The sequence below is a fragment of the Pedobacter heparinus DSM 2366 genome, from assembly GCF_000023825.1.
GTDB lineage: Bacteria > Bacteroidota > Bacteroidia > Sphingobacteriales > Sphingobacteriaceae > Pedobacter > Pedobacter heparinus.
Window position 1 is genome coordinate 3,114,715 of the sequence record NC_013061.1, and the last position, 18,053, is coordinate 3,132,767.

Here is an 18,053-nt window from a genome sequence, read left to right on the forward strand (position 1 = left end):
GAAACATTAATTATGCCCTCAAGTGTAATCCATCATTTTAGTTATGATCCGGATGCAAAAGCTTTAAAAATAACTTTTGTATCGGGCATAAGATATAAATACAAAAATGTGCCAGAGGAAGTTTTCAATATGCTTAAGGCTGCTGGTTCAAAGGGAAGATATTTTAATTATTTTATCAAGGGAAAGTTTAAGTACAATAAAATGAAACATTCCTGATTCATTTTCATTCAGCTTCTCTTTTTACGTACGTTTTATTTCCGTTCTTATTGATATAATATTTTCCTCCACGCGGACCGGTTAAAATTTGCTCACCATTAGGTCCTTTTAAACTTCTGTCTACAGTTGGCTTATAATCCTTAGCATTGGTAACCGCAGTTGTAGTTGTTTTTTTAACCGTAGCAGCTTCTTTTTTTGCTGCTGCTACAGGAGCTTCAGCCTTCTCTTTATTAGCCGTATAACGTTTATCAGGAGTACCATCTTTTTTCATACCAGGTACCGTTGCAGCTTCTTTGGCTACAGCTTTCTTGGTTGTCGTTTTTACTTCTTTCGCCGCTGCAGCACTATTTGTATACCTTTTATCAGGTGTACCATCTTTTTTTAGCTTTACAGCTGTTGCTTTCTGTTTATCTTCGGCTTTTTTTGCATCTGCCTTAACTTTGGCAGCTTCTTTTTTTGCATCGGCCTTAGCCTTGGCAGTTTCCGTTTTAGCGCTGGTAACTGCAGCAGTTTGTGCCATACTTAAGCTTACACAGAAGCTTAAAACAGCAATTAGTGAAAGTAATTTTTTCATAGTGTTCTTTTAAAATTGTCTGATTCAATTTATTAAACCGTTACCACATCAGGTAATATTATACAATTTAGCATATTGTAACGAGTTTATAAAAAAAACATTCAATTACTTAACAACTGATAATTAACAGCTTACATCCTAAACCGTAACGAAACAGATCTTCCCAGAGCCTGGGCCAGTTCAGGTTCTACCATAAAAGCCCCTGCATTCTGCACCCATACATTCTTTTCATCTTTAACTAAAATAATATCATGACCATTAAAGCCTATATGCAATTCAGTTGTAGCTTTAGTTATTGCAGAACTATTTAATATTTCATATACATAGTCTGTGTCTTTATACGTAATGCGCATCGGCAGCCCCATAATTTTCTTTTCCTCGGTGTAAAGATAAATTAAAAAAACAGATATTGTCAGGGAAACAGTCTGGCTTGGTAGACTTCAGCTGTCCGTCCCCCTGAATGTCCGAAATTAGAAAGAGAAAGTCCCAGTAGCCTTACACTTCTTGAGGTAAAATCGATACCTGCCAGTAAAGATCTGGCAATATCCAGGATGACATCAAGCTCACTTATCCCATCAGCAGATGATTTACTTCTCGTTATTTGTTTAAAATCACTAAACTTAACCTTCAGGGTTACCGTTCTTCCTGCCAGGCCATATTGTTTCATCCGCTTAAATACAACGTTTGCAATCTTTTCTATTTCAGGGTTCATCTCTTCAAATCTTGTCAGATCATAGGAAAAGGTATCTTCGGCACTGATAGATTTTGTTTCCTGATTCGGCTCCACAGGTCTGTTATCTATACCTCTAACTATATTATAAAAAAACCTGCCACTCTTTCCAAATAAATTGATCAGTTCAGTTTCAGTTAATTTTTTCAGGTCTGCACCTTTATGTAAACCACGTAACTTCATTTTTCCTGCTGTAACCTTGCCAACACCATGAAATTTTTCAACCGGCAATTGCGCTATAAACCTTTCAATTCCTGATGGCCCTACAAAAGTTAATCCATCCGGCTTATTCATACCTGATGCTATTTTGGATACAAACTTGTTTATTGAAATCCCTGCTGAAGCAGTTAATTTAAGCTCATCTTGTATGGCCTGCTTAATTTGCCTTGCAATATCAATTGCTGAACCTATGCCAAGTTTATCATTCGTTACATCCAGATAAGCTTCGTCTAACGACAAAGGTTCTATCAAATCTGTATAACGCTGAAAGATTGCCCTGATCTGTTTAGATACCGCCTTGTAAACTGCAAAACGGGGATATACAAAAATTAGATGAGGGCACAATTTCAATGCCTGTTTGGAAGGCATTGCAGAGTGTACACCAAATTTTCTCGCCTCATAACTTGCAGTTGCCACAACCCCACCCCTACCTTCAGGAGAACCACCCACGGCAATGGCCTTCCCCATAAGTTCAGGATGATCCCTCTGTTCAACTGAAGCATAGAATGAATCCATATCAATATGAATGATTTTGCGCATAAAACAATATTAAACAAAAAAGGCCTGCAGCATAGCAGGCCTTTCCATAACAATCAAAGAATATTACTTGGCATTCTTTTTCTCAGTTACTTCAGCACGGATTTCTTGTGCAAGACCTTTTAAATCCTGCATTGCTTTACGTACCCTGGTACCAGCGGCACCATTACCTGAATTATAAAATTTGTCTGCATCAGCCTCTACGCCAGCGATTAATTGTTTAAGCTTTGAAAATTTTTCCATGTTTTTCTTTCGTTTAAGATTTTAAAATATATGATATAACGCTCTAAAGTTAATAATTATTGGATTTCTCCCAAATGAATATTTATGAACATCATTTTTTGTTTAAACATTCCTTGAAAAATAATCGTTCAGCATCACACCACAATTTAAACCCAGTGTTTTATGCGCTTTGTCTTTGAGCTGTCTGATTCGTTCTTTACTAAGTTTTAAAATCTTCTGCATATCCTCAATTGCAGTTTGCGGATATCCGTTCAGTCCATAAAATAATATAATGATCTTTTGTTCCCTTTTTGATAAAATATCCAATGCCCTGTTCAGATCCGTTGACAGGGATGCGGCCAATGTAAAATGATCGGTTTGATGTGTAGCTTCGTCTGCAATTACTTCCATTAATGTACTTCCTGATTCTTCCTTAATTACATCATCTAACGAATAAGTAAAAGCGGCATTAGCCGTATAATCCATTACTTTGTCCACTGTAAATCCCGTATAAACTGCCAGTTCTTCAACTGTAGGCATTCTCTCTAGCTGTTGCTCCAGTTTTAATACAGCCTGATTAAGCCTGCTTATCCCCAGCAGCTGATTGCCAGGTAACCGGATCAGACGTCGCTGTTCGGCAATGGCCTGCAAAATTGCCTGACGGACCCACCATACGGCGAAAGTGATAAACTTAAAACCTCTGGTTGCATCAAAGCGATGTGCAGCTTTAATCAGTCCGATATTGCCTTCGTTGATCAGATCACCCAGCTTTAGTCCTTTATCCTGATATTTTTTTGCTACGGACACCACAAAACGGAGATTTCCCTTTATAAGCCTGTGCAACGCTTCCTGATCTCCGTTACGGATCGCTGACACCAACCTGAACTCTTCTTCAGGATCTGTCAAACTAATCCTTCCTATCTCACTTAAATAGCTTTCTACCACATCCGAATCTCTTTTAGCAATTGAAGGTGATATTGTAAATCGTTTCATAATAATTTTCAACAAAACATAAATACCTTTTTTTAACAAATTTCGCATGCAAAAATTACATATCTGTTATTCTGAACAATTTCAGCTCATTTTACGGTTTAAAGTTTAAATACCATATATTATTGGCTTAAGAGCTTTTTTCGAGCCCTGATTTGGAATAAAATTTTATGGTGTTTTTTTAGATCTTATTTGATAAGGGTTACAACAAAAAAAAGAGGCAGCTAAAAATTAGCTGCCTCCCGGGCTTATATAGGCAAAGATTAAGCCTTAATTATAATTTGGGTTCTGATCCATTTTAGGATTCGCCAGCAGTTCCTTTTGAGGAACGGGCCATATCATATCCCGGTTAGCTTTGGCCGATCTCACCTCTACATTCACAGGCTGATTGGTTGAAGGGTCAATAGCCCCTGTAACCTGCCCGTTCATCACCTGTTCAAATATACCCCATCTCCTGATGTCATAATAACGTACACCTTCAAATGCCAGTTCAACTCTACGTTCACGCCTTACCAGTTCGCGTAGTTTATCCTTGGTATTGTAAACGGTAGTATTTACATTAGGCATAGTAGCCCTGCTCCTGATCTCGTTCAGGTATTTAACCACATCAGGGTTATTGTAGTCGTCCAGTTCAACCAGCGCCTCTACATAATTTAACAGTACTTCTGCATAGCGCATGATCATAAAGTCGAGCGTTCTTGTACCCGTTTTATCTTTTGGATCCAGGTATTTATTTATCCAAAAACCTGTTGAAGTTGAATTCTGATCTCCGAGTTTATCCAGGCCGGCTTCAAATGGCTTTAATACAACCCCGGTATAAGTGCTTCCAGGTAAAATGATAGAAGCGATCATTCTCGGGTCTCTATTGTTCCGGTAATTAGGGTCTTTTGCATAAATAGCCATAGAATCAGGTCCCAGCTCAGTTAAAGTTTTCCCCTGTCTGGTCTCATAAGCGTTTACCATTGATGCCGAAGGTGAAACGACAGTTTTTCCGCCTGTACCCTGAGGGGCAAAAGTATTCCATTGGTTACCTCCACTTGTTATTTCCCTAAAAAAAATGCGCTCATCATTAACTTCACCAACATACAGAAACAAATCTGCATAGCTGTTTTTCAATGTGGTACTTTTACGCAGACTATAGGCATTCATGTCTATTATCTTTTTGGCTGCATCTCTTGCCACATCATATTTTTTGTAATAAAGTGCCAGTTTAGAAACCAGCCCCCAGCAAGTAGCTGCCGACATTCTTTTTAAATCCACATTCACAATATATTTGTCGGGCAGATTATTTGCACATTCAGTAAGTTCAGAAATGATGAAATCGTAAATCTCCTGTTCAGAATTACGTGGTAAATAGCTGTTATCCGGTGTTACAGATTGTTTCATAATTGTAATCCGGCCAAAAAACATAAAAAGCTCCATATGATAATAGGCCCGTAATGCCCTTGCTTCATAAATATATTGCTTTTTAAGTGTTTCAACTGGCATATATGCCCTGTCTATGTTTTCCAGAAAACGATTAGCCCTCCTGATATCCCTGTAATCATCGTCCCAGATCCCGGTCCCTACTCCCCAGTTTGGCCCCTGTAGCCCTTTTACATAGGATTCATAATCGCCCCTTAAACTTTGCCTTGCAACAGCATTATCACTTAATGCATCAAGGAACATCAGCTGTCTTCCTGAAGAACCGTCTGGAATACCTACGTAGATAGAATTTAGTGCCGCAGCAACATTGGGTTCCGTATTCCACCAAATGTCATCATAAACATCTGTAGGATTGTCATGGGTTAAAAATTTTTCGCATCCCCCCAATGTTATCAGCAAAACAGGGAACAATAAATAATATATCTTTTTCATACTCTTTAGAACTAAAATTTAACGCTGAAACCTATAGTATATAATTTAACCAGTCCATAAGTCCACTGGTACCCCCTGCTTTCCGGATCCGTAATCTTTACTGAAGTAAAAGTTATCGGGTTCTGAGCATTAAAATAGGCCCTGATAGAATTTACGCCAAGTTTTTTTACAAAAGGGGTATTGAAGTTATAACCCAGCTGAACATATTTAACCCTTAAATAAGCACCGTTCTGAAACCAAAAATCAGAGGAAACTTTATTATTGGCCGGTGTTACGTTTAAACGTGGAAAACGTGCATCTGTCCGCTCAGGCGTCCAGTAATGATTCGCATAATAGGTTGTTGGAATACCCCCGTCAGCGCTGAAATCAAGCGGATAAGCAAACATTCCATACAATACTGCATCAGATTTCCCCGTACCTTGCAACAAGGCTTCAATATCAAAGTTCTTGTAAGCTACCCTGAAATTGGCAAAATAATTTAAACGTGGCACAGGATTCCCGATCAGTCCCTGGTCGCCCAGGCCAATTACTTTATCTCCATCCACATCAAGATATTTGATATCGCCTGGCTTGGCATTTGACAAAATGGGTATCAGCGGGTTACCGCTACCATCAAAATCGCTAACCTGCAGCAAGCCATCTGTTCTGTAACCAAAAATACCATTAATTGGGCCACCAACTCTGGAAATAGTAGTTGTGGTTACAATATCACCACCCTGAAGTTTTTGCACTTCATTTTTATTATAAGAAAGACCAGGTCTGAATGATATATTTACATATTGCCCTATTCTGTCGTTATAGTTTAACGATAGCTCCCAGCCTTTGTTTTTTACTTCACCTGCATTAACCGGAACATCTGATTCAAAACCACCAATAAGTGGCAATGTAGGTAACAGAATAATATCTTTTGTTAACTTATCATAGTAGTCAAAGGTTAGTTCCAGTCTGTTGTTTTTGAGCAGGCCCAGGTCCAATCCAATGTCCAGCATATTTACAGACTCCCAGGTAATGTTTGGATTACCATATGTTGTCTCCACACCACTGGAGTTGTTAATAAGTGTCTGGTAACGATATAAACCTATATTGTCATTACCGAGCTTACCATAAGATCCACGGATTTTAAGGTTATTGATCAAACGGCTATCCTTCAGGAAATTTTCATTGTGAAGGTTCCAGCCCAAAGCTACAGAAGGGAACACACCAAATTTATTACCTGGCCCAAAACGGGAAGAACCATCTGTACGTACAGTACCTTCCAGCAGGTACCGGTCTTTATAAGAATAATTCAGTTTTGCATAGCCAGACATAATAGAAAACACATCCCAGGCACCACTATTATTTTCTTCCTGTGAATAACCTGCCAATGCAAATATCCTGTGATCGTTTAGGTTAAGGGTATAGTCTGCGGTTAATCCGGCATAATAATAGGTAGTTCTTGCCATGGTAGTAGTTCTTTGCAGCGCCCATGTTCTAAGCAGGTTACCTGTAAAATAATCAAAATGGTTAAAATTCTCCCGGGTATCCCGCGTCACATCACTGTTCAAACGGAAACTAAACTGCCCTTTCAGGTTAAAATTTTTAAACATTTCCCATTTTGGCTGTAAATTGATACTGGTCTGTCCAAATTCAGCAGCTCTTTTACCTCCAACTTCTGTATAGGCCAAGGGATTTACGATATCCACATGTTGTCCGTAAAAAGTACGGCCATCCTTTACTGGAAACTTAGGGATTATTGTAGGCGGAACCCTGTACATATCCTCTAAAAGCCTGTTGCCTGTATTTCCACTTGCGCTTAACCTGTTTGGCTGCTGGGTGTCTCTTTTTATGGCAAGAAGATCCAGGTTCACCTGAAACTTATCACTCAAAGAGATCGTAGTATTTGCACGGATATTAAAGCGTTTCATATTACTTAAAGGAATGATCCCTTTTTGATACGTATAATTTCCGGTTAATGCAAAACGGGCAACACTGCTTCCCCCGCTTAAAGAAATGGAGTTACTGGTAATAGGTGCTGCATCATCAATCAGCATATCCAGCCAGTTGGTATTGGCAAAAGCTTTACCATTATTTGCTACCGGGTCCATTCCGTTTCTGGTATTGTCTATCTGTTCCTGCGTAAATGGCAAAGCATTGGTAGGATTATTATTATAGCTGGCCTCATTGTACATACGCATATAAGTAGGTGCATCTACGGTGTTGGGCAATGCCGATGCATGCTGCACGCCATAATAACCATCATAAACTACAGATACCTTTCCTGCAACCCCTCGTTTTGTAGTCACAACAATTACCCCATTTGCACCTCTTGAGCCATAGCTTGAAGCAGCAGCAGCATCTTTCAATACTGTAACACTCTCTACAGTAACCGGATCAATATGGTTCATGTCCATAGGGATACCATCCACCAGCACCAATGGATCTGAATTGCCTAATGTACTGATCCCACGGATCTTAATGGCTGCTGCGTCACCACCGGGCAAGCCCGATGCCTGGGTTACATTTAAACCTGTAACCCCTCCCTGTAAAGACTGGGACAAAGTGGTGATCGGTTTCCCTTCTATATTCGATTTTACATTTAATGAAGCAACAGAACTTGCTATATGCTTCTTCTGCTGTTCATTTAAACCAACCACAACAATCTCATTGAGGGCCGAAACATTCTCCTTCAATGATATATTAAGGCTTCGGTCTGTTTTTAAAACGGTATATTCATAGCTTAAAAAGCTGATCATAGAAAAAACAAGTATATCGTTTTTCTTTGCCTGAATGGTAAAATAGCCGTCACCATCTGTCGAAGTACCGGTAGTAGAGCCTTTAATCCGGATGCTTACCCCTGGTAGTGCGCTTGGTGGTTCATGTGTATCATATACACGCCCCCGAATGGTTAATAAACTATCCTGAACAATATTGCTCTCCCCCCTTTCTTTGGAAACGATAACAATCTGTCTCCCCGAAATGGTATACGACAAACCACTATCCTTAAGTGCTTTATCTAAAATTTCTTTAACAGTCTTGTTGTTTAGTTTCAGGTTCAGCTCTTCATACTTATTTAATTTAATGAAATCATCTTTATAAATGATGAGATAATCACTTTGCTTCTGAATTTGTTGAAACAGCTCAGGTAAGTTGCCTTTTATAAGATCTATATTCATCCGGAGCTGAGCGTATGTATTTGCATAAGTGGTCATCATTCCCATCCATAATAAAACCACCGTAACTTTCATAGTTCTTATTATTTTAGTTTTGAGCCTTAAATACGATGCATGAGGTTCACATACATGAAGTTTTTTCATATTTTTGTTAATGAGTTAAATAATAGCTTGAATTGGTTATTGTTTGAAGGAGATGTTGGCGCATCTCCTTTTTTGTTCCATAGTTAGCGTTTCTTCAGTTCCAACCTCCTTTCTACACCGTTGTATATATATGGTGTTCCCTCACATAAAATATTCAATACGTCATCAGCACTGCGCTGAAAATAAAGTGGTCCGGTAAATTTTTCATCAGACAGATCCAGCCCCTGTGTGCTGATCGCTATATTGTAATACCTGGCTACCCGCTGTACGATCACATCTAAAGGTTCACTGTTCACATTCACAAAACCATCTTTCCAGGATTGGAACTCCCCCGTCTTAACTTCCGATATTGAAAGTTTATTGGCTTTAAGGTCGTAATTGATCCGTTGGCCCGGAACCAGTTTACGTTCTACCTTATTTAGCCAGTTTCCAGTCGAAAAAGCAATACTTCCATGAACCAGCACTGCGTAATTATCGGTGCTGTCCGTATTGGAGCTTACATAAAATTCAGTTCCCAGCACCTTAATGTCCATTTTGTCTGCATGTACAAAAAACGGGTGTTCCTTATCGTGCGTAACATCAAAATAAGCTTCTCCTTCTAGATAAACTTCTCTCTTATCGCCAGAAAATGCAACCGGATAAATTAATCTGGATCCGGAGTTCAGCCATACTTTCGTACCGTCCGGGAGTTTAATTACCGAGCGTTGGGCATTGCCAACTACAAGTGTATTGAAATCATTTGCGGTAATGATATTTTCTTCCTCATTTACAGCTGACTCCAGACCAGGGGTATGCTGTTGTAAAGACCGCTTACCACCGCCTGCATTCTTTTTGCTCACATTCTGTGCTGCAAAATCCAGTAATCTATGGGTAGGTGTATTCTTTTCATACTGCCATACGCCTATGCCCAGCACAAATAGCAACGCCGCTGCTGCCTGCAGAAACTTTTTCCAATTGTATATTTTAGATCTGGCTGCCGTCTGCTCCTCAATCCGCTCCCAAAGCTGGGCAGCCTCTAATTCAGGTATTTTTTCCCGGCCCGCAGCCTTCACAGTAGCTTTTATTTCATGGGCAAGCTCACGTTCACTGTCGGAAATGAATTTTTGCTGATCTTCCGGAACACGGTCTGACAAAAAATCCTCGGCTTTATAATTATTCTTCGAATCCATTTATACTTTCAATAGTATCTTACAGAGTGAAGAACTTATATTTTATAGACGCGTAAATTAAAAATAATGCAAATAATATTTAAAAGACTTTATGCCAGTATTTTATAAAGATGGTTCACAACCATGCGTTCCCGTAATTGTTTTACCCCCCTATATACAAGTGTACGGCAGGTCTCTAAGGAAACATTCATAACCACAGCAATTTCCTCATAGTCCAGCTCTGCATTAAACCTAAGGTACAAAGCTTCCTTTTGGCGGCTGGGCAGCAATTCCAGCTGTTTGTTTAGTTTTAACAAAAGTTCAGACTGCTGCTCATCACTTATGATCTGCTCTTCAATACTGGAAGAAAGTAAAAAAGGCACTTCAAAACTATGATTTGCTTCTGCTGCCTTCTTTTTCAATACCAAACAAATTTTACGCTTTAATGAGGTAAAGAGATATGATTTTACATTTACTTCGGGGGCAAGTGTCTTCCGGTATTTAAAAAGGTCTACAAACAAATCCTGAATACCATCTTTAACCAGCTCGGTATCCTCTGTGAACCTAAGACCGAAAGCATACAGAGCATCTGCAAACTGTTTATACAGCAAATTCAAAGCATTCGCATCACCATCAATGAATGAAGTCCATAAATTTCTATCTGAGTCTTTAAACATCATTCATTAGTTTATGTAAAACAATGTTACTGCTAAGTAAATCTGGTTAGTTTCATTGGTTTTAAACAGCATATCAATATTAAGAAAAATAATTTAAAACCTTTATTTTTTTATGTTGCAAACCTAGCTTAAATCGATAACCTTAACCCTAACTCCCTGTTAAGAATTCATTAAGTCTTACATAAAAATCCCCGGCTTTAATTAAAAGCCGGGGATTAAGTTTATGGATATTCAAAATTATCAGAGCTGTACAATCTTACCCGTTTTTACCGACTCATCACAGGCAAAAGCAATCTTTAAACTGTTTATGGCATCATCTGTAGGATTGGTCAGATCAATATCTTCAAGAATTGCTTTCAGAAAATACCGCTGCTCCCTGTTACAGAGCTCCTGATGGTCCGGCTCATCTTTCAGGTCAACCCAGCTATCAGGTTTTGCAAAACCTCCTTCGCTATCCAGATCTGCATAATGAACTTTGATAGATTCTGTTTTCGTATGTGCATCTACTTCATCCGATTTTCCCGCTGCTCCTGCTTCTTTAGCTACAATAGAAACTGAACCTTTCGGCCCGATCACATCTTTCACAAAAAAGGCGGTCTCGCTCATCATTGGCCCCCAACCCGCTTCGTACCAGCCTACAGAACCATCCTCAAAACGAATCTGCAGCTGTCCGTAGTTATAATTCCATTCCGGAATATCATTCGTCAGCCTTGCGCCTACAGCGCTAACCTGAACCGGCTTTGAGCGCGTCATCTGGCACATCACATCAATATAATGTACACCACAATCTACTATCGGGCTCAGGCTCTTCATCAGGTTACGGTGTACCATCCATTTGGCACCCTGACTTTGCTGGTTCAGGTTCATCCGCATCACCAGGGGCTTGCCCATACCCGATGAAAGTTCTATAAAACGCTCCCATGACGGGTGATACCGTAAAATATAACCTACAAGTAATTTTCTGCCATATTTTTTAGCCGCATCTGCCACACGTTGAGAACCTTCAACAGAGTCTGCCAATGGTTTTTCTATAAATACATGAGCCCCACTTTCCATCGCCTTGATGGCAAAAGCTTCATGCGTATCCGGATAAGTAGAAATACAAACAGCATCTGGTTTGGTATGGGCTAAAGCCTCATAATAATCACTGAACAGCGGATAACCACCCCCAAGTTTTTCATTCAGTACCACCTTGCTGTTCCCAGTTGATACAATACCACATATTTCAAATCCTTCGAGTAAATGATATGCAGTGGCATGGGACGCACCCATATTTCCACATCCTACTACCAGCACCCTAAGGCTTTTTGTTTCTAACGACATTTCTTCTAAATAACAGTTATATACCTAAACTCCAGCCCTTACGATATTCGCGTTTCACGTACTGGTTTACTTCATCAAAATTTGTAACCTTTAAATTTTCTTTATCCCAGATCAGCTTAATGTCCCTGCCCGGATAAGCAATTTTACCATCAGCTTTTGGCCTGGGAACGTCAGTACCCCTGATAGCCAGATTGGCAATCAAAAGGGTTTCTGTGAGTGGCCCGGCAATATCAAACGGAGAACTTAGCTCTATTTTACCATAACCGGCAATAGCCGCTTCGGCCCATTGTGTATAATGCCCATCAACATCGCCCGGAACACGTGCCAGTGTCTTTTTGGTATGAACCTTCTCGTTGCGTGATAACGGCAATAATTTAGGGTTTGCCCCATATACCCCACACATCATTTTTCCTTTAGTACCTTCAAAAAGTACCCCGTTGTCGCCAAATGTTTCGTTTGGTGCCAGCTCTTCGGGCCTTTCAGGTTTAATGCCACCATCCATCCAGTGCAGTTTAAGGTTACCTTTTGTTTTTTTTGTTTTCTCAAAGTTCATGATCACATGACTTGAAGGAGGGCAGCTATCCGGATAATAACCTCTCTTAAATTCGTCCAGATACAGGGTACCTACGCTGCATTGTACATCCAGCGGAGTACCCAGCCCCAGTACCTTAACAGGAGGTTCAACAAGGTGCGCGCCCATATCTCCTATTGCACCGGTACCATAATCCCACCAGCCCCTCCAGTTAAACGGAACAAGCTTTTCTATATAAGGTTTAAACGGCGCAGTCCCGAGCCACAGGTCCCAGTCCAGTGTTGAAGGAATTACACCAGGTGTAGATGGCCAAAGTAAACCCTGAGGCCATGTTGGGCGGTTGGTCCAGCAATAAACTGTATGTACTTTACCGATTACACCGGCATCAAGCCATTCCTGAAGCTGACGCACACCTTCACCAGATGAACCCTGGTTTCCCATTTGTGTAACTACCTTATACCGTTCAGCAGCTTCTCTCAGTTTACGCGCTTCATAAATATCATGTGTCAAAGGTTTTTCCACATAAACATGCTTGCCCAGCTGCATTGCAGCCATCGCAATCAGGGCATGGTTATGGTCCGGAGTAGAAACTACTACAGCATCAATACGCTTTCCTTCTTTGTCCAGCATTTCCCTGTAATCTTTATAGTATTTCGCTTTTGGAAAGTTCTTAACCGTAGTAGCAGCCCTCGCATCGTCTACATCACATAGAAATGCAATTTCAGATTTACCCCCATTATAAATTTTGGCAATATTACTTTGTCCCTTTCCTCCAACACCAACAGCTGCAACCATTAACCTGTCACTGGGCGCTAAAAAACCCTTACCACCCAATACATGCCGGGGCACAATCATAAATCCTGCTGCCGCCAGTGCAGTGGTCTTGATAAAATTTCGTCTTGAATTACCTGCTGTTAAATCTTTTTTATCTACAGTCATAATCTGTTTTATAATTACAATATTTATTATTTCTTTTTACTCAGGTCCTTAATCCTGATGTTTTTAAACTGTACCGGTGAACCATGTCCCAGAAAACCGATATGTCCGCTTTCACGTAACAAACCCGGATGTGGCTTTCCATCAGCTGCACCATTTTTTCTTGCATCAGTAATGTCCCCGTCCAAAATCACAGTTCCATTCAGGATCACCTTAATTTTAGGCCCATTCACTACAACTTCTTCATAATTCCACTCGCCAACAGGTTTCAGAAAACCTCTTTTTGCAGGGATAGTTCCATAAACAGAACCGTGGTACTGATAAACATGCAGGTTTTTATACATCGGTGCCTCATTGTCAAGTATCTGCAGCTCCATACCTTGATAAGCAGCATCCCCTGTCAGTGGTGCCCTGATCCCCAACCCATTGTTTGCACCAGGTGTTAACTGAAATTCAAAGCGGAATATAAAATCACTGAATTCTTCCTTGGTAAATAAATTACCTCCAGATCCTTTTCCTGGTCTCGGGCGAATGGAAATGTTTCCATCTTCAATGATATAATCTGTTGTATTTCCGGTCCAGTTGTGCATATTGGTACCATCAAACAGTACTTTATAGCCTTCTTTCTTCTCCTGGGCACTCAATTCAAAAGGTTTTACACGGGGAATTTCCCTGATGTATATGTCACGATAGGCCACAGGCGATCCATGTGCCTGCAGTTCTATCTGTTCTTCTGCAAAGATTGGAAGATTTCTGTCCCAGTAATTCTCCAAAATCACATTGTCCGTTACCAGTTCTCCGTTTAAATAAACGGTAACCCTATCACCTTTCATTAAAATACGGAAGGTATTCCATTCATCCAGCTTATTGTCGGCAACCTTAAGGGGTTTGCTCTCATATACTTTATTGTTGTATAATCCACCGGAACCTACCTGTGCTCCGGATTTTACCCTGGCAGTATCCCAGATCTGTACTTGCGGCGAACCACGAAGATAGATACCAGCATCTCCGTTACCTTTTTTGTCATCTATAATTTTCCAGTCTACCAGCATTTCAAAATCACCATATTGCTTTACAGTAGCCAGGTTATTTCCATGGCTCATAAAATGCAGTTCACCATTCATCGGTTTCCAGCTTTCTTTTGCTTCGGCGTCAGCCTTTACCTGTGCATCGGCCAGGCTCTTGGCATCCATTTTCGATCTTTTTATCGGATTCTCCACCAAACCTTTCCATCCGCTCAGGTCAGTTCCGTTAAACATCGATACAAAACCTTCTCCTGCAGGCATTTCTGCAAGGTATTTACGCATGGCTTCCTTCTGATACTCGCTGTCACCTCCTTTTATTGTACCAATCGCTTTATTCAGCAGGTCTTTCACAATGGTTCCCCTGTATGATTTATCAGCCAGCGCAACATTCATTACAGTATTGGCAGCGGCCTGCTGCAAAGTCTGGTTGTCAAGGTATCTACCCGCAAATAATAAAGTATTGAAACACTTTGCCTGCTCAGCATCTTTTAATATTTGCTGTTGCTGTACTGGTGTTTTAGCTACGATCATGGCTTCGCGCAGCACCAACAAGCGCTGCTCAGGTTTATATTTTGCAGCCCTTACCAAATTCAGGTAGCCCTCAATTGCCTGATCAAGGTAAGCAACATTGCTGGGCTGGCGACTGATCCTGATCAGTTCAGGTATTGAACCGGTATCTGTCCATGACGACAAAGCTACAATTGCAGCCTTTTTAGTTTCTTCATTACCGGTATTAAACGCTTCAGAAACTGCTTTTAATGATTTGTTACCACCTATGCTGCCCAGTATTTTATAAAAAAGATCTTTTTTATCTCCAGGAGCAGCAGCCATTTGCTGTAATACCATATCAGCTTGTTCATCTTTATTTTTACTGCCTTTCAGGGCTGAGATAATTGCCTCCTGTACATTAACCAGGGCCGTCTGATCCTTTGTCTCATTCAGTAAAGTAAACAACTGCGGCAGGTTATCGCTGGCCACCGTTTGCTTTAAAGCAGCAAAAGCAGCCTGCCTAACTTCAGGCTTTTTACTTTTCAGCAAGCTATATATGGTGTTTAACTGTCCATTTGCCGATTTCGAAGCGAGCACATTGATCAGAGCTACCTGAACCTCTGGTTTTGCTTTGGGGATAAAAGCGGCAATTTTTGCATTGATACCCTCTCCTTTCATTCTTAAAATTGCATTGGAAACTGCAGCAATATCATTTGCATCACCTTTTCCCATTATTTTAAGCAAATCTTCCAGTGCCTGTTCCTGGCCAATGTTGCCGGCAGCTGCAATTGCAGCTGCTCTTACCCCCTGGTCCTTATTTTTAAACAATTTAGTTATTGAAGGTAGTACCGAAAGAGTTTTGCTCTTGCCCAGCATATTGATAATGGCCACCTGAGTAGCAGGATCAGCTTTGGTAACTTTTCCGGCCCAAAGCTCAGCTGTTGCAGGAGTAAGGGTTGGTAAAGCAAATTTTAATGCAGCAGCACGGTATTCAAAGTTTTTATCATCCATTGCGCCCAGTAAATATTCATTACTTTGGGCTTCACTAAAACCGGAAACAATCTTCAACGCAGCTGTACGCACATGTACCTGCTCGTCGGCAGTTGCTTTTTCAAGTATCTTTTTTGCAATATTATTGGCAAGCTCCTTATTACCATTTTTCATCAGCTGCTCAGCATAGATCAGATAAGCCGCAACAGCATTTGTATTTTCATACTTAAATCCACTTTTTTCGGCGGCTGCAGCCATTACAGCTTCAGAAGCAGGATCGGCAATATAAGCCAGGGCGTATAAAGACATTTTGGCCAGGTCATTGTCACCTGTTGTTAAAGCAGCAATAGGTTTTGCGGCATCTTTAGCCCTGATGTCTCCAAGCGCCTCTACTACTGAAAGTTTAGCGGTGCCGCTGGTTTTAGTCAATGCCGCTAATAAGGCCGCTTTGGCCGCAGCTGAATTGATTTTTACCAGGGCACGTGCAGCAGGATCAGCCAGCTGTGCATCTGTTAAATAAGGCTCCAGACAAGCTATGGCATCATCTTTACCAACCAGTTCAAGCTGGCTGATCACAAATGATTTATTTTGTTTATCGGTTATTTTGCTTAATGCCTTACAATAAGCATTTACACTCATTTTTCTCCAGGCTTCCTGTCCCGTCTGGCTAACATAGCCTGAAAATCCGCCTATCGCATATTCCAGCAAGGCGTTATTGCCCTTACCCGGAGCAGTAAGCCCGGTAATCAGGCTTACATAACCATCCTCACCCATCTGCGCAATTTCCAGCATATTGGCTTTCAATTGCTTGGCATCCCTTGCAGGTAATTGTGCCAGCAAATCTGCAATCCTGGTCGTAACGGTACGCTGGTCTGTTTTATCCTGTGCAAAAGCAGCACTTTGCAGCATTACCGCAGCAATCAGAATAAAGAATATCTTTTTGATCATTATAGTAAGAATAAGATGTTATTTAAATTATTTTAAAAGAAGTTAAATGGTAAAAGGGGCACGCATTACCGGATTAATTAATCTGTTTGCACCCTCATCATCAATAAATTCCTGCTTAATTGGATCAAATTTCAGGTTACGGCCCAAACGTAAGGCCGCAAGGCCAATATTAATGATGTTACAGGAACGGTGTCCATTTTGCTCATTTAAAGCAAATTGCTGTCTGGTTCTTACGGCCTCACTAAAATCCGTCATTTGTGGGGCAGGATCAGGAAATGCTGCCAGTTTACGTTCCAGATCCGGAATATCAGATTTGAATCCAGGATACAATTTACCCTTCGGTCCTTCTATATAAGCTACGTTGGCATCTTTCGCCTCACCATCTAAAACAATCTGGCAACCATCAGCATACGTATAAGTTATTTTACGCCATGTCCCTACAGCATCGGGATGTTGTTGAGGGGCATCAATTTCAACAGAGACCGGACTGGTGTCATCCTTTCCTAAAAAGTACTGAATGGGATCAATATAATGTTGCCCCATGTCACTCAACCCCCCACCATCATAATCCCAATATCCCCTGAAAGTCTGGTGCACCCTGTGTGTACTATAAGGTTTATAAGGCGCAGGACCCAGCCATGCATTGTAATCCAGCTCTGCCGGAACTGGTTCCGGAGGTAAATTATCTTTGCCTACCCAGAAAAATTTCCAGTCGTACCCGGTATGCCGGCTCACCGTAACTTTTAAAGGCCAACCTAACAAACCACTGTCAACCAATTTCTTAACCGGTTTTACGGTAGTTCCCAAACCATAAAAATTATCTTTAAAACGGAACCAGGTATTCAGACGGAAGATCCGCCCGTTTTGTTGTACCGCCTCCATTACCCTTTTTCCCTCGCCGATGGTATGCGTCATTGGCTTTTCACACCAGATATCTTTACCTGCATTTGCAGCATCAACGGCCATAATACCATGCCAGTGTGGCGGAGTTGCGATGTGTACAATATCCACTTCCGGCAGCTTGATCAGTTCACGGTAATCACTAAAGGTTTTTACACCTTTATCCAACATAGGCAATGCTTTGGCAATATGTCGTTTATCTACATCGCAGATGGCCACTACCTGTGTACCATCATAGGCAAAATGGTTACGACCCATGCTGCCAACACCTATAACGGCCTTGGTCAGCTTGTCACTTGGGGCAATAAAACCCTGTCCGCCTAGAACGTAACGAGGAACAATGGTAAATGCGGCCACTCCTACCGCAGTCTTTTTAATAAAATCTCTTCGTGAGTTTGGTTGGTTAGGTTTCATATATGATTTGTGTGTGTATATTCAGGTTTAATC

Annotated in this window: 14 protein-coding genes; 1 reads left to right on the forward strand and 13 read right to left on the reverse strand. The window is 40.8% G+C overall.

Annotated elements, in window-relative coordinates; translation table 11 throughout:
* Window positions 1–12: 12 nt before the first annotated feature.
* Entirely contained in the window at window positions 13–216 is a 204-nt protein-coding gene (locus PHEP_RS13175) for a KTSC domain-containing protein (protein WP_015808472.1), read from the forward strand.
* A 7-nt stretch (window positions 217–223) separates the two neighbouring features.
* Here the strand turns inward: PHEP_RS13175 and PHEP_RS13180 are convergent, their stop codons facing one another.
* The 13 genes from PHEP_RS13180 to PHEP_RS13240 all read right to left on the reverse strand — a co-directional run bounded on the left by PHEP_RS13180 (window position 224) and on the right by PHEP_RS13240 (window position 18,020).
* Complete coding sequence (locus PHEP_RS13180; protein WP_015808473.1) at window positions 224–790, reverse strand: hypothetical protein; 567 nt, start codon at window positions 788–790, stop codon at window positions 224–226.
* A 131-nt stretch (window positions 791–921) separates the two neighbouring features.
* Window positions 922–1,143 (reverse strand): hypothetical protein, encoded by a 222-nt coding sequence (locus PHEP_RS13185; protein ID WP_238326474.1) that lies wholly within the window; start codon window positions 1,141–1,143, stop codon window positions 922–924.
* A gap of 59 nt (window positions 1,144–1,202) precedes the next feature.
* Entirely contained in the window at window positions 1,203–2,279 is a 1,077-nt protein-coding gene (dinB, locus tag PHEP_RS13190) for a DNA polymerase IV (protein WP_015808475.1), read from the reverse strand.
* Between the two features lie 63 nt (window positions 2,280–2,342).
* A complete protein-coding gene (locus PHEP_RS13195) occupies window positions 2,343–2,519 on the reverse strand; it encodes a hypothetical protein (protein ID WP_015808476.1) in 177 nt (58 codons plus the stop codon).
* A 102-nt stretch (window positions 2,520–2,621) separates the two neighbouring features.
* Window positions 2,622–3,491 carry a sigma-70 family RNA polymerase sigma factor gene (locus tag PHEP_RS13200; RefSeq protein ID WP_015808477.1) on the reverse strand — a complete coding sequence of 290 codons (870 nt, stop codon included), beginning with the start codon at window positions 3,489–3,491 and terminating at the stop codon, window positions 2,622–2,624.
* 267 nt (window positions 3,492–3,758) lie between these two features.
* Window positions 3,759–5,345 carry a RagB/SusD family nutrient uptake outer membrane protein gene (locus PHEP_RS13205; protein WP_015808478.1) on the reverse strand — a complete coding sequence of 529 codons (1,587 nt, stop codon included), beginning with the start codon at window positions 5,343–5,345 and terminating at the stop codon, window positions 3,759–3,761.
* A gap of 11 nt (window positions 5,346–5,356) precedes the next feature.
* Window positions 5,357–8,569: a TonB-dependent receptor gene (locus tag PHEP_RS13210; protein WP_036674079.1), complete on the reverse strand. Its 3,213-nt coding sequence runs from the start codon at window positions 8,567–8,569 to the stop codon at window positions 5,357–5,359.
* Window positions 8,570–8,721: 152 nt separating this feature from the next.
* Window positions 8,722–9,807 carry a FecR family protein gene (locus tag PHEP_RS21670; protein ID WP_015808480.1) on the reverse strand — a complete coding sequence of 362 codons (1,086 nt, stop codon included), beginning with the start codon at window positions 9,805–9,807 and terminating at the stop codon, window positions 8,722–8,724.
* Window positions 9,808–9,896: 89 nt separating this feature from the next.
* Complete coding sequence (locus PHEP_RS13220) at window positions 9,897–10,466, reverse strand: RNA polymerase sigma factor (RefSeq protein ID WP_015808481.1); 570 nt, start codon at window positions 10,464–10,466, stop codon at window positions 9,897–9,899.
* Between the two features lie 237 nt (window positions 10,467–10,703).
* Window positions 10,704–11,786, reverse strand: coding sequence for a Gfo/Idh/MocA family protein (locus PHEP_RS13225; RefSeq protein WP_015808482.1), 1,083 nt, complete (start codon window positions 11,784–11,786; stop codon window positions 10,704–10,706).
* Between the two features lie 16 nt (window positions 11,787–11,802).
* Entirely contained in the window at window positions 11,803–13,257 is a 1,455-nt protein-coding gene (locus tag PHEP_RS13230) for a Gfo/Idh/MocA family protein (RefSeq protein WP_015808483.1), read from the reverse strand.
* A gap of 26 nt (window positions 13,258–13,283) precedes the next feature.
* Complete coding sequence (locus PHEP_RS13235; RefSeq protein WP_015808484.1) at window positions 13,284–16,706, reverse strand: 3-keto-alpha-glucoside-1,2-lyase-like domain-containing protein; 3,423 nt, start codon at window positions 16,704–16,706, stop codon at window positions 13,284–13,286.
* 42 nt (window positions 16,707–16,748) lie between these two features.
* Window positions 16,749–18,020, reverse strand: coding sequence for a Gfo/Idh/MocA family oxidoreductase (locus PHEP_RS13240; protein ID WP_015808485.1), 1,272 nt, complete (start codon window positions 18,018–18,020; stop codon window positions 16,749–16,751).
* Window positions 18,021–18,053: the final 33 nt, after the last annotated feature.

Coding starts and splice junctions, on each gene's coding strand:
- PHEP_RS13175 (WP_015808472.1), top strand. CDS start 13: ATGCCCTCAAGTGTAATCCATCATTTTAGTTATGATCCGGATGCAAAA.
- PHEP_RS13180 (WP_015808473.1), bottom strand. CDS start 790: ATGAAAAAATTACTTTCACTAATTGCTGTTTTAAGCTTCTGTGTAAGC.
- PHEP_RS13185 (WP_238326474.1), bottom strand. CDS start 1,143: ATGCGCATTACGTATAAAGACACAGACTATGTATATGAAATATTAAAT.
- dinB (WP_015808475.1), bottom strand. CDS start 2,279: ATGCGCAAAATCATTCATATTGATATGGATTCATTCTATGCTTCAGTT.
- PHEP_RS13195 (WP_015808476.1), bottom strand. CDS start 2,519: ATGGAAAAATTTTCAAAGCTTAAACAATTAATCGCTGGCGTAGAGGCT.
- PHEP_RS13200 (WP_015808477.1), bottom strand. CDS start 3,491: ATGAAACGATTTACAATATCACCTTCAATTGCTAAAAGAGATTCGGAT.
- PHEP_RS13205 (WP_015808478.1), bottom strand. CDS start 5,345: ATGAAAAAGATATATTATTTATTGTTCCCTGTTTTGCTGATAACATTG.
- PHEP_RS13210 (WP_036674079.1), bottom strand. CDS start 8,569: ATGAAAGTTACGGTGGTTTTATTATGGATGGGAATGATGACCACTTAT.
- PHEP_RS21670 (WP_015808480.1), bottom strand. CDS start 9,807: ATGGATTCGAAGAATAATTATAAAGCCGAGGATTTTTTGTCAGACCGT.
- PHEP_RS13220 (WP_015808481.1), bottom strand. CDS start 10,466: ATGATGTTTAAAGACTCAGATAGAAATTTATGGACTTCATTCATTGAT.
- PHEP_RS13225 (WP_015808482.1), bottom strand. CDS start 11,786: ATGTCGTTAGAAACAAAAAGCCTTAGGGTGCTGGTAGTAGGATGTGGA.
- PHEP_RS13230 (WP_015808483.1), bottom strand. CDS start 13,257: ATGACTGTAGATAAAAAAGATTTAACAGCAGGTAATTCAAGACGAAAT.
- PHEP_RS13235 (WP_015808484.1), bottom strand. CDS start 16,706: ATGATCAAAAAGATATTCTTTATTCTGATTGCTGCGGTAATGCTGCAA.
- PHEP_RS13240 (WP_015808485.1), bottom strand. CDS start 18,020: ATGAAACCTAACCAACCAAACTCACGAAGAGATTTTATTAAAAAGACT.